The organism is Salinivibrio sp. EAGSL, from assembly GCF_013366455.1.
Classification (GTDB): Bacteria; Pseudomonadota; Gammaproteobacteria; order Enterobacterales; family Vibrionaceae; genus Salinivibrio; species Salinivibrio costicola.
This window is the reverse complement of the sequence record NZ_JABWMG010000008.1, coordinates 1-14,919: the sequence shown is the minus strand read 5'-3', so window position 1 is coordinate 14,919 and position 14,919 is coordinate 1. Positions and strand designations below refer to the sequence as shown.

Annotated in this window: 9 protein-coding genes and 1 pseudogene; 5 read left to right on the top strand and 5 right to left on the bottom strand. The window is 50.4% G+C overall.

The window, feature by feature from the left end; all coding sequences use genetic code 11:
• Window positions 1–158 precede the first annotated feature (158 nt).
• Window positions 159–2,273, top strand: a complete 2,115-nt coding sequence (gene ppk1, locus HLG76_RS06395; protein WP_077460253.1) for a polyphosphate kinase 1 — start codon at window positions 159–161, stop codon at window positions 2,271–2,273.
• A complete protein-coding gene (ppx, locus tag HLG76_RS06390; protein WP_175993316.1) occupies window positions 2,248–3,759 on the top strand; it encodes an exopolyphosphatase in 1,512 nt (503 codons plus the stop codon). Before ppk1 ends, ppx begins: the two co-directional genes overlap by 26 nt.
• Here the strand turns inward: ppx and HLG76_RS06385 are convergent.
• The 5 genes from HLG76_RS06385 to HLG76_RS06365 all read right to left on the bottom strand — a co-directional run bounded on the left by HLG76_RS06385 (window position 3,756) and on the right by HLG76_RS06365 (window position 11,960).
• Entirely contained in the window at window positions 3,756–4,709 is a 954-nt protein-coding gene (locus HLG76_RS06385) for a PstS family phosphate ABC transporter substrate-binding protein (RefSeq protein ID WP_077774412.1), read from the bottom strand. The two genes, ppx and HLG76_RS06385, sit on opposite strands and share 4 nt — an antisense overlap.
• Window positions 4,703–5,998: a phosphate regulon sensor histidine kinase PhoR gene (gene phoR / locus HLG76_RS06380; protein WP_021022895.1), complete on the bottom strand. Its 1,296-nt coding sequence runs from the start codon at window positions 5,996–5,998 to the stop codon at window positions 4,703–4,705. Before phoR ends, HLG76_RS06385 begins: the two co-directional genes overlap by 7 nt.
• A gap of 38 nt (window positions 5,999–6,036) precedes the next feature.
• A complete protein-coding gene (gene phoB / locus HLG76_RS06375) occupies window positions 6,037–6,726 on the bottom strand; it encodes a phosphate regulon transcriptional regulator PhoB (protein ID WP_021022894.1) in 690 nt (229 codons plus the stop codon).
• Window positions 6,727–6,848: 122 nt separating this feature from the next.
• Window positions 6,849–10,601 (bottom strand): AAA family ATPase, encoded by a 3,753-nt coding sequence (locus HLG76_RS06370; protein ID WP_175993315.1) that lies wholly within the window; start codon window positions 10,599–10,601, stop codon window positions 6,849–6,851.
• A 3-nt stretch (window positions 10,602–10,604) separates the two neighbouring features.
• Window positions 10,605–11,960 (bottom strand): exonuclease SbcCD subunit D C-terminal domain-containing protein, encoded by a 1,356-nt coding sequence (locus tag HLG76_RS06365; RefSeq protein ID WP_236719536.1) that lies wholly within the window; start codon window positions 11,958–11,960, stop codon window positions 10,605–10,607.
• A 40-nt stretch (window positions 11,961–12,000) separates the two neighbouring features.
• Here HLG76_RS06365 and rdgC point away from each other — a divergent pair, with 40 nt between their 5' ends.
• From rdgC to HLG76_RS06350, 3 genes and pseudogenes are all read left to right on the top strand, one after another.
• Window positions 12,001–12,909 (top strand): recombination-associated protein RdgC, encoded by a 909-nt coding sequence (rdgC, locus tag HLG76_RS06360; RefSeq protein WP_175993358.1) that lies wholly within the window; start codon window positions 12,001–12,003, stop codon window positions 12,907–12,909.
• Window positions 12,910–13,044: 135 nt separating this feature from the next.
• Window positions 13,045–14,390, top strand: a pseudogene (yegQ, locus tag HLG76_RS06355) (tRNA 5-hydroxyuridine modification protein YegQ).
• Window position 14,391: 1 nt separating this feature from the next.
• The gene (locus HLG76_RS06350; RefSeq protein ID WP_021022889.1) at window positions 14,392–14,646 is read left to right on the top strand and encodes a YfhL family 4Fe-4S dicluster ferredoxin; all 255 of its coding nucleotides are present in this window, start codon (window positions 14,392–14,394) and stop codon (window positions 14,644–14,646) included.
• Window positions 14,647–14,919 lie beyond the last annotated feature (273 nt).

Here is a 14,919-nt window from a genome sequence, read left to right as displayed (position 1 = left end):
TGATGCGTTTTGTTTTCACGTATCGACACACTGGATACGTTCCTACAAAGTGCAGCCAACATCAGCGTATTGTACAAAGCCCTTGAAAGGCTGTCTGACGCTTTAGCGGTCTTGCTGACAGCCATCTTATTCAGTAGAACAGGATTTTCTCACACGCTATGACTTTAGACTCCCATCATGTCGACAAAGAACTGAGCTGGCTCTCCTTTAACGAGCGCGTACTGCAGGAAGCTGCGGACAAAAGCGTGCCGATTATCGAACGGGTTCGCTTTTTAGGTATTTTTTCATCCAATCTTGATGAATTTTATCAAGTACGATTTGCCGATGTGAAACGCCGTATCATTATTGATGAAGAGCGCGGAGTGGATAGTCACGCCAAGGAGTTACTCAGTAAAATTCAAGCGAAAGTGGTCAAGCTCAATCAAGATTTCGATCATCTATATAATGATATTTTGCTTGAAATGGCACGCCGCAATATCTTTTTGGTGAATGAACGACAACTGTCGGAGCATCAAGCCCAATGGCTCAAACGCTATTTTCGTAGCAATATCTTGCCTTACATTACACCGATCATGCTCAATAAAGATGTCGATGTTTTAAGCTTTTTAAAAGACGCTTATTCCTATTTAGCGGTCGAGCTAAAAAAAGCCGGTGAAGAGCCAAAATATGCCTTAATTGAGATCCCAACCGACGATCTGGACCGGTTCGTCAAAGTGCCTGAGCCTAAAGGAAAGCGGCAGCGCAAAACCATTATCTTATTGGACAATATTATTCGACTCTGTGTTGATCAGATTTTCAGTGGTTTGTTCGATTACGATACCGTCGACGCTTATGCGATGAAAATGACGCGTGACGCCGAATACGATTTGACCAACGAAGTCGAACATAGCCTGCTCGAAAATATGTCAGAAAGCTTGGACCAACGCTTAACCGCCCTGCCTGTTCGGTTTGTGTATCAGCGTGATATGCCACCTGAAATGGTGAACAAACTCATCCAAGTTTTAAAGATTTCTGATTATGACAGTGTGCTACCCGGGGCGCGCTATCATAACTTTCGTGATTTTATCGGCTTTCCCAATGTGGGACGCCAGTATCTAGAAAACGCACCGCTTCCGCCTTTCGAGAGTGCCGATTTTCAATTGCAAAACAATGCGTTTCGGGCCATACGTGAACGCGACATACTGCTGTACTACCCCTATCATACCTTTCGGCATATGACCGAACTGGTGCGACAAGCATCGTTTGACCCTAAAGTGCGTAGCATTCGGATCAACGTGTATCGCGTGGCAAAGAACTCGCGGATTATCAATTCAATGATTGATGCTGCCAATAACGGTAAGCGCGTCACTGTGGTGGTTGAACTTCAGGCACGATTTGATGAAGAGGCCAATATCGAGTGGTCACGGGTACTGACCGACGCAGGGGTCAAAGTGGTATTCGGCACGCCAGGGCTAAAAATTCACTCCAAGCTGTGCTTGATATCTCGCCGCGAAGATGGCGAACTTCGCGATTATGGCCATATTGGTACCGGAAACTTTCATGAAAAAACGGCACGAATCTATACTGACTTTGCGCTTTTTACCGCCGATCAACAACTCACCTCAGAGATCCGAAAAGTTTTCGACTTTATCGAGAACCCTTATCGCCCAGTAAAGTTTAACCACCTGATTGTGTCGCCGCGTAACTCACGCCGCCGAATGTGTAAATTGATCGAGCGCGAGATTGAACATGCGCGCGCCAAACGCAAAGCTGGCATTACGCTTAAAGTCAATAACCTCGTTGATAGAGGCTTAGTTAATCTCTTATACAAAGCCAGCAATGAAGGGGTCAAAATTCGAATTATCGTCCGCGGCATGTGCTCGCTCGTGCCGGGCGTAAAAGGGGTGAGTCAAAACATCAAGGCGATCAGTATTGTGGACCGCTTTCTCGAGCATCCACGTGTATTTGCCTTTGAAAATGGCGGTGAACGTGATATCTATATTTCATCTGCCGATTGGATGACCCGAAATATTGATAATCGTATTGAAGTGGGGGCACCCATTCGCGATCCAAGACTCAAAGATCGCATCATGGCGATCTTGGAAATTCAATTTGCCGATCGCGCCAAAGCACGAGTCATCGACAAAGCCATGTCTAACGCCTATGTTAAACGCGGTAACAAGAAAAAGATCCGCTCACAAGTCGAGATCTATGATTACCTCAAACACATAGAACGCCAAGCACTCAAACACGCGGAAAAGTTGCAACATGACACACCCCCAGTCAAAGGATAAACCGCGCGAGATTGCTGCGGTTGATCTCGGCTCCAACAGTTTCCACATGGTCGTCGCACGCGTCGTCGGTGAAGGGCTTCAAATCGTCAGCCGCCATAAACAGCGCGTTCGTCTCGCTGCGGGGCTAGACAGCCACCATTGTCTTAGCGAGGAAGCGATTGATCGAGGCGTGGAATGTTTAGCCATGTTCGCTGAGCGCCTCAACGGTATTGACGTGGATAACGTCCGCATTGCCGCGACCCACACGTTACGCCAATCTCGTAATATCGAGACGTTTATCCAGCGAGCGAATCAAGTTTTCCCTTACCCAATAGAAGTTATTTCGGGTGAGGAAGAAGCACGTTTGATTTACATGGGCGTGTCACACACCCAACAAAATATCGGCCGCAAACTCGTCATCGATATTGGTGGCGGCAGCACAGAATTAGTCATTGGTGATAACTTTGACCCCCTTCTGGTTAATAGCAAACGCATGGGCTGTGTGAGCTATAATGAACGGTTTTTCCCCAAAGGGGCCATTAGCTCAAAGCAATTTGCGGCCGCTCAGCTCGCCACTCGGCAAAAACTAGAGAGTCTCGCAAGCCAATACCGCCAAGCAGGCTGGCAAGTGGCTTTAGGGGCTTCAGGAACGGTGAAAGCGATTCGTGAGGTCATCATCGGCTTGGGTGACGACGATGGCATAATCACCCGCAAACGCCTGGATAGTTTGATTGAAACGCTACTGACATTTAAAACCAGTGAGAGCATCAATTTGCCAGGCTTATCAGCCGATAGGCAACCTGTGTTTGCTGCGGGTGTGGCTATCTTGTCGGGGATATTTGATGCGTTAGCCATCGAGTCACTGCGCTTTTCCGACGGGGCACTGCGTGAAGGTTTACTCTATGAGATGGAAGATCGTTTTCAGCGTACGGATATCCGCGGCCGCACCACAGATGACATGGCGGCTCGCTACAATATCGATCTGAGTCATGCTCGACGTGTACAGCAAACGGCGGCCCACTTTTATGCGCAAGCAGAACCGGATAAAGGCAGTAAAAAGTCCGAGCTCGCCGGATTGCTCAACTGGGCAGCACTGCTCCATGAAGTTGGCCTGAGCATTGGCTATCCGGGTTATCACAAACATTCAGCCTATATTTTACACCACACCAATTTGCCGGGTTTTAATCAAGAGCAGCAGACAGTGCTCGCGACATTGGCACGCTTTCACCGAAAGGCGCTAAAGCTCAGTGAGATGCCCAAGTTTACTTTGTTTAAGCCGAAACTGATTGAAACCCTAATTTGCGCATTACGCTTAGCCTGTGTGTTGCACTCCCAACGTAACGACCAGCCACTACCTGATATCGCACTGAATGTGGATAAAAAAGGAACATGGCAGCTCGATTTCCCTGCAAGGTGGCTCCAAGATAACCGCTTATTAGCCGCCGATCTTGAAGCCGAAAAACAATACTGGCAATCCGTAAACTGGGCGTTGACCTGTAACGACTAATCCAATCCCAGCGCCTGTCGCTGTGCGTGTACCGTTTCTGCCGGCAATGGAATATATCCTTGCTGGCTGACGGCTTTTTGTCCTTGCTTAGAGAGAATATATCGCATAAAAGCGGCATCTAAAGGCGCAAGCGGTTGATGCGGCGCTTTGTTGATATATAAATAGAGATGTCGAGTAAGTGGGTACTTACCTTCTCGAATCGCCCTGTCACTAGGGATAACGGCTTTGTCGCCATGACGAGAAATCGCAAGCATACGGGCGCCCGAGGCTTGATGACCGATCCCTGCATAACCGATAGCATGGAGTGAGGAAGCCACCGACTGTACCACCGACGCCGAACCGGGCTGCTCATTCACATCGGCTCGAAAATCGCCGCGACACAGGGCTGATTGCTTAAAATAACCATAGGTGCCAGAGACCGAATTTCGGCCAAACAACTGTAAATCACGATGCTGCCAGCGGCCGGTTAAGCCCAGCTGCCCCCAGGTTGTAATAGGGTCACTCGCACCGCACCACAGCGTTCTGGAAAAGAGCGCGTCAAGCTGTTGAAAACTGATAGTACGAAGTGGATTGTCTTGATGGACATAGACGGCCATCGCGTCAATCGCAACTGGGACTGCGGTTGGGGGGTAACCGAACCGCGCTTGAAAGGCGTTTTCCTCACTGACACGCATCGCGCGGCTCATTGGCCCAAGTTGCGCAGTGCCCTCCACCAGCGCGGGCGCCGCCGATGCCGAGCCAGGGGTCTGCAACTGCACATTGACGCCCGGATGCAAGCGCTTAAATCCGCCTGTCCACGCCGCCATAAGATTACCGAGCGTATCAGAGCCCACAGAGCTTAAGTTGCCGGATATGCCGCTGGTACGTTGGTAATCCGGTAAAGGATGGGTTTGGCTTAACGCATTCAGACTCCATACGAGACAAACAAACAAGATAACGCGTTTTAACATGCGAGCCGCTCCGGCAACGTGAATGCAAACGTGCTACCTATCCCGACTTCGCTTTTAATATCCAGTTCAGCATCATGGTGGCTCAGCGCGTGTTTAACTATAGCAAGCCCTAGCCCACTGCCACCGGTTTCTCGCGATCGCGCTTTGTCGACACGATAAAATCGCTCAGTCAATCGGTCTAAATGTTGTGGCGGAATGCCCTCACCACTGTCGATAACCTCTAAGCGCGGGCCTTTTTTAGAACGATACCAACGCACCTGGATCTCTGCCTGGGCGGGAGTGTGTTTCACCGCATTATAAACAAGGTTTGAGATCGCACTGCGCAGCTGATCATCATTGCCGCGGACTTTCAACGCCGTGTCGACGTCAAAGGTAAGTACATGCTCACTGTTACCACTTAATGCCTGAGCCTCTTTTTGCAGCACATCGAGCATCGCGGGAACATCGACATGATGGTCGAGATCGGGTTTGGCTGCAGCTTCAATTTTAGACAGCGTAAGCAGTTGCTCAACCAAGGATTCCATCCGAGATAATTGCTCTGTCATCACACCATGTGCTTTTGGCCACATGGGTCCAACAACCATATCCGGATCTTCAGTCATTTCTAAGTACCCACGCAATACCGTCATTGGTGTGCGCAGCTCGTGCGAAACGTTGGCGAAAAAATTACGTCGCATACCTTCCAGTTGCTTTAACTGTGTGATGTCACGCACCACCATCAAATATTCGCCTTCCGCGTAGGGCATGGTCCGAAATTCGAGTGTGCGAGCGCTATTCAGATGAGAGCGCATTTCCAGCGCCGTATCGTAATTGGCATTGGCGATATAACTGACAAATTCCGGTGCGCGGATCAAGTTACTAATATGCTGGCCGTTATCATCCGGCATGCGCAAGCCAAGTAGCTCCTGAGCGAGTTTGTTACACCAAACAATGGCGCCATCGCGCTCAAATACCACCACCGCATCGGGCAAAGACTCCGCGCCGTTACGAAAACGGCGAATTAAGTTAGCAAGCTCTTTACGACGCCGGCGGTTACGCTTTTGTAAGCGATAAATACCATTAAATAAAGGCTCCCACGATCCCGTACCGGATGGAGGCGTTAAGCTTTTGTCTTTCCATAACCAGTCAGACAGCTTTATTTGCTGGTGCAAGTGCCACAATAACATCGCTACAGTGGCGCCGAGTAATAACCAAGGTAGGCCGCCAAACAATCCACCTACTACGAGCCAAGGTAAATAAAAAAAAGCCAGCTCCCAGGCTAGCTTCTTCCAAGACAGTCGTTCGACCATTATATCTCCATATCGGCTCATCCCTTTAAAGGGATGTTCTAGCTACGTGTTGAGAAGCGATACCCCGCCCCACGAACGGTTTGTACTAACTTAGCATGTCCACCCGCCTCTAACACCTTTCTCAGGCGACGAATATGCACATCAACCGTTCTATCTTCAACGTAAACATTGGTGCCCCAAACATTGTTAAGCAGCTGTTCACGGCTATAGACACGCTCTTGGTGAGTCATAAAAAAATGTAGAAGTTTGAACTCGGTTGGCCCCATATCAAGGGGATCATCATTCGCTGTAACACGGTGTGAAACCGGGTCGAGTTTTAGACCTTGCACTTCAATCACATCTTCCAACGTGGTCGGTGAGACACGCCGCATGACCGCTTTCAGTCGTGCGATTAACTCTTTCGGTGAGAAAGGCTTGGTGATGTAATCATCGGCACCCACTTCAAGGCCTCGAACTTTATCTTCTTCTTCGCCCCGAGCGGTCAGCATCACCACTGGGATTTGACGCGTAAGCTCTTCACGCTTCAAATGTTTAATCAAGTTGAGTCCAGATCCACCAGGTAACATCCAATCCATGAGGATCATTTCTGGGTAAGGCTCGCATATTTGCGCCAGCGCTGAGTCGTAGTCTTCTGCCTCAACCGTTTGATAGCCTTTTTGCTCTAAGACAAAACAAAGCATCTCGCGAATGGGGGCTTCGTCTTCAACAACGAGAATCCGTCTAACCATGATAATTACCTAGTGTTATCATTTAACTGGCGCCATTATGTGCATTTATTATGACATTTTTGTGACCCGGCGCGAGCAAATTTCGCGTTGTGTTAACAGGCTGTGACCTAGCCAACACCTTGCTATGTGACCAGGACGCGGCTAGCGCCCCCACCTTGACTATCGACGCGCACTTGCGCACCAATGCGCTCAACCAGTGTGCCTACATGGGAAATTACCCCAATTTGCCGCCCGTCGGCTTGTAAGGTGTCTAAACAGGCCAACGCCATTTCCAGGCTTTCCGGATCCAGTGTGCCAAAGCCCTCGTCTATGAATAAGGATCCAAGTTGCCGTGTATCCGCCGCTAATGATGCCAGCGCAAGCGCCAGTGACAAAGAGACTAGAAAGCTTTCACCGCCAGATAAGGACTCAACACTGCGTACTTCATCGCCCATATCATGATCAACGACTTGCAACGCCAGTAAGCTATCGGGCACGGTTTGTAACGCATAACGAGGTGATAATGAGGCCAAATGCTCATTGGCAATCTCGACCAGCTGCGCCAGCGTCAGCGATTGTGCGAGATTACGGAATTTAGCTCCGCTGGCCGAGCCAATTAAATCGGCCAGTTTTAACCACTGTTCTGTTTGGCTACGCTGCGCGTCAATTTTCTCGGTCAGCGATCCGGCCTGCTGTTTGGCCTTCTCTGATTCGGTTAATTGGTGACGCAAGGTAAACAGCTGCTGCTCGGCGTCTTCTAACGCGTGTTGCCAGGCATCGTGCTGGGCGGTCAACGCGGCATCATCATCCGGTAGCTGCTGCTCATCAAACCACACTTGCGCCGCGGCAATCGCCTGCTGGCAATGGGTTAATTGTTGCTGACGTTCGTCTAAGCGCGTGTTAGCTTCTTGGTAAGCCGCTTCTACTTCACTGATCGCTTCCCGCTCACTGGCTCGCCAGGTTTCAGAGTAAGATAAAGCTTGGAGGATGTCGTATTGATGCATGGCTAGTGTCGGTTGCCATTGGACCCAACGTCGAACACTGGCGCGATACTGTTGCGCAGCCTCTTGCTGTTGTTGGCGCAAGGTTTGCTGACGTGCCTGTACCCCTGCCCGCTTTTCACTGGCTTGGCTATAGGCTTGTTCAGCCTGCGCACGCTTAGTCTTTTGCGCCTCGATTGCTGATTTATACGCCTGTTCAAGCGCCGCCAAGTCTGAATCGGGGATCAACGCCTGACGCGCCGCGCTGCGCTGTTGATGCGCTTGCGCCAGATTCACTAATTGCGCTTGCCGTGCCTGCGTGTCCTCTGACAGGCTCTGACACTGCTGGGTTAATGACGCTAGCTCGGTCTCTATCTGTTGTTTTTGCGTGGCAAGCGATGTTTTTTCGTCCTGCAGCGCACGATAGCCCTGAATTTTTTGCTCCATCTGGCGAATATAACGTGCGGCGCCCACCTGTTGCAGGCTTGTGAGCCACTGTCCTGCACCGAGTTGCTGATCAAGCGCTTGGCTCACGCGCGTCAGCTGTTCGTGTTGTTGCTGCCACTGTTCATCAATGGCGTTCAGCCGCGTCTCACACTCGGTCAATGACTGATCCAGTTGATGTCGGCGCGCAACAAGCTGTTCTCGTGCGTGTTGTAAATCACTCAACGCGGCATCCATTTGCTGAATTTGCGCTAACTGGTGTTGACGTGCAGTGATCGCCTGATAACAAGCGTGATAGTCGCTGTCGGTTTGTTTTGCGTGCGCTTCTATCTCGCTCAACGTCTCATCGAGGGGGTGTTCAGGCGCCAACTGCCACCCAAGTTCTACCATTGCGTCGCGTAGCCCGTTCTCATACTGCTGACGCTCAGCCTGCCACACTAAGCCCTGCTCACGTAGTTCAGCACAGACATGCTGGCTGTGTTGATGCTGTTTTTGCCAGTAATAGTATTCGGCGTTGTGTTGATTATAAGAGGCTTGCAACACATCGACACGCGACTGTTGCTGCGCGATCATGCCTTCAATTGCCGGTGCATGATGCAAGTAAGGATGCTCAGTTGCCCCACATAACGGACACGGATCGCCCTCTTTCAGCGCTTGACGAAGATCGTCTAACTCGACAACAGCCATTGCTTGTTGCAAGCTATGTTGCGCTTCATCAACCTGGGCCTGTTCACGGGTCAGCGTCTCTTTAAGTCGGTCTAAATGCGTTTGGCTGTCGCGATAAATCGCTTCATGCTTTTCAAACTCTACATGGTTATGCTGGCAGCGTTCTTGCCAATATTGCCAATTTTGCGCCTCATGGAGCAGTGACTCTTGTTGCCGTTTTTGCTGCTGAAGCTTAGCATAACGTGCTTGGTCGGCTTCTTGTGCCGCGAACAAGGCTTTAGGGTTTGCCGCCTGACGCTTGGTTTTCAATTGCACGCTGCTATCATCGACCTGCGCAATATCTTGGTCGATTTTCTCTCGTTGTGGTGCCCACTGCTGACGTTGGCGGTAACGCGTTTGATATTCTTCTTGTAACTCGGTCAGGGTGTCTTGGCAGTCTAAGTATTGGCGAAGATTGTCGAATACTGGCTGATAATGCTCAGCAATATGCGAAAAGTCCCCGTAACGCGCAATCTCCTGCTCTAATACGCGCGCTCGCTGCGCCTGTTGTTGAGATTTTTCACGCGTTTGCGTGAGTGTTTGTTGGGCGTGTCGGTACTTTTGCTGTTGTGCATTCAGCGCCATATTTTGCTCATGCATTTGGCTGTCTAACCCTGCCAACTGCGTATCTAGCTGCTGCGCCTCACGTATTTTAGGTTCGATATCAGCCCAAGCTTGCTCCGCTTCCGTGACCCCTCGGTTAGCATCTTGCCAGTGCGCGGCTTGCACCTCATAATCGTCGGCTATCGCTCGTTCTTCGCGCGCCAAGTGAATAAGATCCTGCGTTAATGCCTGCTGCTGCCATTGACGCGTTTGCACAGCCTGCCAATCGTCTCTGGCCACTTGCACGCGCGCAATGTCATCCAGTTTTTGCCGCCGCGCCGCCACCCCTTTTCGCGCGTCACTGGCTTCATCCAAGGCTTTTTGGGCAGCGGCGAGCCCTTGTTCCGCCTGCGCCAAATGCGTGTGCTGCTGGCGATAATCGTTCAGTTTTTTTAATTGCCGTTGCTGCGTTTGAATCTGCTGCTGACACGTTTGTTGCGCTTGGTGTAGTTGTTGCTCTTCGTCACCACTGAGTATGTTAATATCCCCAAGCTGTTGGGTGAGCTGATCCAGCGCGTTTTTTTCTTCACGCGCACGCTCATGCGCCATTTGCGACAAACGGCTGTAGATTTCGGTGCCTGTCATACGTTCAAGCAACGCCGCTCTGTCATCTGCCGAGGCTTTTAGAAACGCAGCAAAATCCCCCTGCGGTAACATTACCGCACGGCGGAATTGCTCATAACTGAGCCCCACTAGACGCTCTATCTCGCTCAGCACTTCTTGTTTTTTGCCCGCAATACGCTGGTCTGTGGTCAGGTTTTGTAACCAGTGCTCACTGGCTTGGATCCGACCGTCTGCTTTTCCTCGCGCGCGACGCACCGACCAATGTGCACGCCAGCGGCTGCCATCATGGGCAAGAAAGTCGACTTCGGCATAACCTTCGCCTTTGCCTCGAGACAAAATACTCCGAACGTCATTGGCTTTAACGCGGGTTGCCGGGTCGCCCAAACCAATATCGGCATCGTGTTTTTTATTGGATTGAAAACGCGGGATCTTATCGTAGAGCGCCAAACAAATCGCATCCAAAAGCGTCGATTTTCCTGCGCCCGTTTTCCCCGTGATGGCAAACAAACCGCTATCACCGAGTGGGCCTTGGGAGAAGTCCAACGCAAACGGGTATTGGATACTGGCTAAATTCTCGCCACGCAATGCCAGAATTTTCATGATTTATTGGTCCTCGTCCTGTTCCAATTGCTCCAATAAGTGAGAAAACGTCGCCGATAACGCCTCATCCGGCTCACCTTGGTATTTTTGTTGCCAGCCATGACGCAATACCTGAAACGGTTCTACGTCGGAAAGGTGTTGCTGGCGAAAGCCCGTATCTTGGGACGTCTCGCGATAATGCGGCGTAATCTTTGCCAGACGCACAGGTTTGTCCTCAAGCACGGCTAAAATCTTCTCGCGTAACATCGGCTGTGGTTTATCTAACAGCACAGGCACATCGAGTAAGGGTTGCTGAGCGAGCGGCAAATCTTGCGGCGCCAACGCTGCCAAGCTCGCTAACACAGTGTCAAGTGGCGAAGCTTTTTCTGGCACCCGCCAAAGATCCACGGCACGCGGGACAATGTGAGGCGTCACACTCTGCAGTTGGTTACCTTCTAATGTAACGGCCAACACTTGATGCCGATAATGGCGCTCTGACAGTGATAGGGGAAGCGGTGAGCCGCAATAACGAATCCGTGTTTGTTTGGCGACTTGCTGAGCTAAATGCAAATGCCCAAGCGCGACATAGGCCACATCGTCACTGAAAATATCAGCGGGCAGCGCATGCTGATTACCACCTAGAATACGCCGCTCTGACATCTCAGATAATTCACCACTGGCCATATATACATGCCCCATCGCGATCAATGCTTGCATCCCTTTGCACTTAGCGCGCGCCGCTTGTTCAGTTTGCTGATAAACCTGTCGAACCCCTTCGATGAGACGATCATCCTCTTCTCCCAACCCTTCAGTACGCAAATCACCACTGCGTAAAAAAGGCACCGCGAGTATCCATGCTGCCGTCTCGCCACTGTTATCAGTGATCGGTACCATCATGCGCTCGGTGTCTAAACGCCCATCATTATCGCGGGCAATGGCACCAATTAAGTGTAAATCAAAGGCTTTTAGAAGCTCATGTGGGGCGTCGAGTTTGCTAGGTGAATCATGATTTCCCCCGGTGATCACCACATTTAAATGGGGCAACGCTTTTGCTATGTCGGCTAAAAAGCGATACAGCATCCGCCATGCGCTTGCCGGTGGATTCGCCGTATCAAACACATCACCGGCCACTAACAATGCATCGGCTTGCTCATCAATGAGACATTGCTTGAGCCAATCGAGAAAGACTTGATGTTCATATTGACGATCGTAACCGTGAAGCTGATGACCAAGGTGCCAGTCGGAGGTATGAATGATTTTTAACACAGCTGGGGTAATCCATTTTATTTGAGCGTTCGGCAAGTGCATCTCGCACAACACGCGAGTAGGGTTAAATTCTACGCTAATTGCAGCGACATTCGAGAGTGAATGCAATACCATGTTGCCTTTCTCACAACAGGATGGATAAAGCCTCACCATGATTTGGTTTAAGAATTTACTCGTCTATCGTCTCACCCGTGATATTCCTCTCGATCCCGCTCAGTTGGAAGGCCAGCTGAAAGAATTCGATTTTACCCCGTGTGGCAGCCAAGACATGCAAAAATTTGGCTGGGATCATGCGTTGGGTAAACACGGCGATATGCTCACCCATGTCAGCGGTAACAATATTCTGATCCGCGCTCGCAAAGAAGAAAAGCTCTTACCTGCCTCGGTCATTAAAGATGCCTTGGAAGAAAAAGTGGACGCCATGGAGCAAGCGCAGGGTCAACGCTTGAAAAAGCGCGAGAAAGACAGCTTAAAAGACGATGTGGTCATGGAGCTATTACCACGCGCGTTTACTCGCCAAAGCCAGATGTGTGCGCTGATTATGGCCGATAAAGGCTTGATCCTCGTTGATGCGGCAAGCATTAAAAAAGGGGAAGAGCTGCTCGCCCTATTACGTAAATCGATTGGCAGTTTGCCCGTGGTGCCGGTTGAAACGGAAACACCAACCGAGCAAGCGATGACAGAATGGGTCAAGCAAGGCCAAGCCCCACAAGGCTTCCACCTCGGTGATGAGGCCGAGCTTAAAGCGCTACTCGAAGAAGGTGGGGTGATCAAATGTAAGCAGCAAGATCTCACCAGTGATGAAATCCAAGCGCACCTTGAGGCAGACAAACAAGTCACTAAGTTATCGATGGATTGGCAAGAGCAAGTTCACTTCGTTCTTGGCGACGACCTTAGCCTAAAGCGGATCAAATTCTCAGAGGAAATCCGCGATCAAAACGCCGATATTGACCGCGAAGATGTCGCTGCTCGCCTTGATGCAGATTTATCACTCATGTGTGGTGAGCTCGACACCTTGCTCGATGGCATATTTACCGCGCTAGGCGGACTGAAAACCGACTAATCCTTTACCGCATTAACCCTTACAAAGATTAGGTAAATTCGGCTGGTAGTGTGGGCAATGTCACAGTAAAATGGCGCCCACACTCACCTTCAACGTGAAGGTGCCTGACTTACACTCAGACTCAAGCTTGGAATTATGTTGACGCCAGAATTACTCTCTCCCGCCGGTAGCCTAAAGAACATGCGCTACGCGTTTGCCTACGGGGCTGACGCTGTTTACGCCGGTCAACCACGCTATAGCCTGCGTGTGCGCAACAATGAATTTAACCACGACAACCTAAAAATTGGGATCGACGAAGCCCATGCGCAGGGAAAAAGATTCTACGTGGTTTGCAACATTCAGCCGCACAACGCAAAGCTTAAAACCTTTATTCGTGATCTTAAACCTATCATTGATATGGGTCCTGATGCGCTGATCATGTCGGATCCTGGCCTTATCATGATGGTCCGCGAACATTTTCCTGATATGCCGATTCATCTTTCCGTGCAAGCTAATGCGATTAACTGGGCCACGGTTAAGTTTTGGCAACAACAAGGCATTGAGCGTGTGATCTTATCGCGTGAATTATCACTGGAAGAGATCGAAGACATCCGCCAACACTGCCCTGAAATGGAGCTTGAGGTATTTGTTCACGGTGCGCTCTGTATGGCGTATTCTGGTCGTTGTTTGCTATCAGGCTATATTAATAAGCGCGATCCAAACCAAGGTACCTGCACCAATGCTTGCCGCTGGGACTACAAAGTCCATCAAGGCAAAGAAGATGATGCTGGCCAGGTGGTACAAGTTCAAGAAGTGACTCCCACACTTGGTAAAGGCGAGCCGGTTGATGACGTAGTATTGCTCGAAGAAGGTGGACGTCCCGGTGAGTTAATGGCGGCATACGAAGATGAGCACGGCACCTACATCATGAACTCAAAAGACTTGCGCGCCATTCAGCACGTTGAACGGCTTACGCAAATGGGCGTTCATTCGCTCAAAATCGAAGGCCGTACTAAGTCGTTCTATTACTGCGCACGCACAGCACAGGTGTATCGCCAAGCCATTGATGATGCCGTGGCCGGTAAACCATTCGATGAGAGCCTGATGAATACCCTCGAGAACCTTGCACACCGAGGCTATACCGAAGGCTTTTTGCGCCGTCATACCCACGATAGCTATCAAAACTACGACTATGGTTACTCGATTTCTGAGCAGCAGCAATTTGTCGGCGAATTCACTGGCAAGCGTCGAGGCGATCTAGCCGAAGTGGAAGTGAAGAATAAATTTATGCTCGGTGACAGCATGGAGCTAATGACGCCACGCGGCAATGTGCATTTCACCTTAGAGGCGATGGAAACCGCAAATCAGAAGCGATCGACGATGCCAAAGGCAGCGGCCATTTCGTGTTTATTCCCGTGCCCGCTGATATGGATCTAGAGTACGCGCTACTGATGCGTAACCTACAATCAGGCCAAGATACGCGTAACCCATCGGGTAAGTAATATGGCACTACTCATCACCGATAAATGCATAAACTGCGACATGTGTGAGCCCGAGTGTCCCAACGGGGCTATCTCTATGGGTTCCGAGATCTTTGAGATCGAGCCTGATTTATGTACCGAGTGTAAAGGCCATTACGACAAACCGACGTGCCAGTCGGTTTGCCCGATCTCCAAATGCATTATCACCGATCCCGATAATGTCGAGACTGAGGATCAGCTCCTAGAAAAATTTGTGGTCATCCAAGGGATGGCCTAAACCACTAAAAGCGCCGCGAGGCGCTTTTTTTATGTCTTTTATTCTCCAGCAATAACCCTAACACTATAGGGGCGCTTTAAACGCAAAAAACCCAGCTTTTCAGCTAGGGTTTCTAAGTAGTGGCGGAGGGCCGGGGTTGCGGACAACGGGCAGGCCATCCTGCGGGACTCATTCGCCCGCAGGGCGAACCTGGCCAATAACAAAAAACCCCAGCTTTCCAGCTAGGGTTTCTAAGTAGTGGCGGAGTGGACGGGACTCGAACCCGCGACCCCC

What these genes read in the sequence shown, in the direction of transcription:
- ppk1 (WP_077460253.1), top strand. Translation starts at nt 159, where the DNA reads ATGACTTTAGACTCCCATCATGTCGACAAAGAACTGAGCTGGCTCTCC.
- ppx (WP_175993316.1), top strand. Translation starts at nt 2,248, where the DNA reads ATGACACACCCCCAGTCAAAGGATAAACCGCGCGAGATTGCTGCGGTT.
- HLG76_RS06385 (WP_077774412.1), bottom strand. Translation starts at nt 4,709, where the DNA reads ATGTTAAAACGCGTTATCTTGTTTGTTTGTCTCGTATGGAGTCTGAAT.
- phoR (WP_021022895.1), bottom strand. Translation starts at nt 5,998, where the DNA reads ATGGTCGAACGACTGTCTTGGAAGAAGCTAGCCTGGGAGCTGGCTTTT.
- phoB (WP_021022894.1), bottom strand. Translation starts at nt 6,726, where the DNA reads ATGGTTAGACGGATTCTCGTTGTTGAAGACGAAGCCCCCATTCGCGAG.
- HLG76_RS06370 (WP_175993315.1), bottom strand. Translation starts at nt 10,601, where the DNA reads ATGAAAATTCTGGCATTGCGTGGCGAGAATTTAGCCAGTATCCAATAC.
- HLG76_RS06365 (WP_236719536.1), bottom strand. Translation starts at nt 11,960, where the DNA reads ATGGTATTGCATTCACTCTCGAATGTCGCTGCAATTAGCGTAGAATTT.
- HLG76_RS06350 (WP_021022889.1), top strand. Translation starts at nt 14,392, where the DNA reads ATGGCACTACTCATCACCGATAAATGCATAAACTGCGACATGTGTGAG.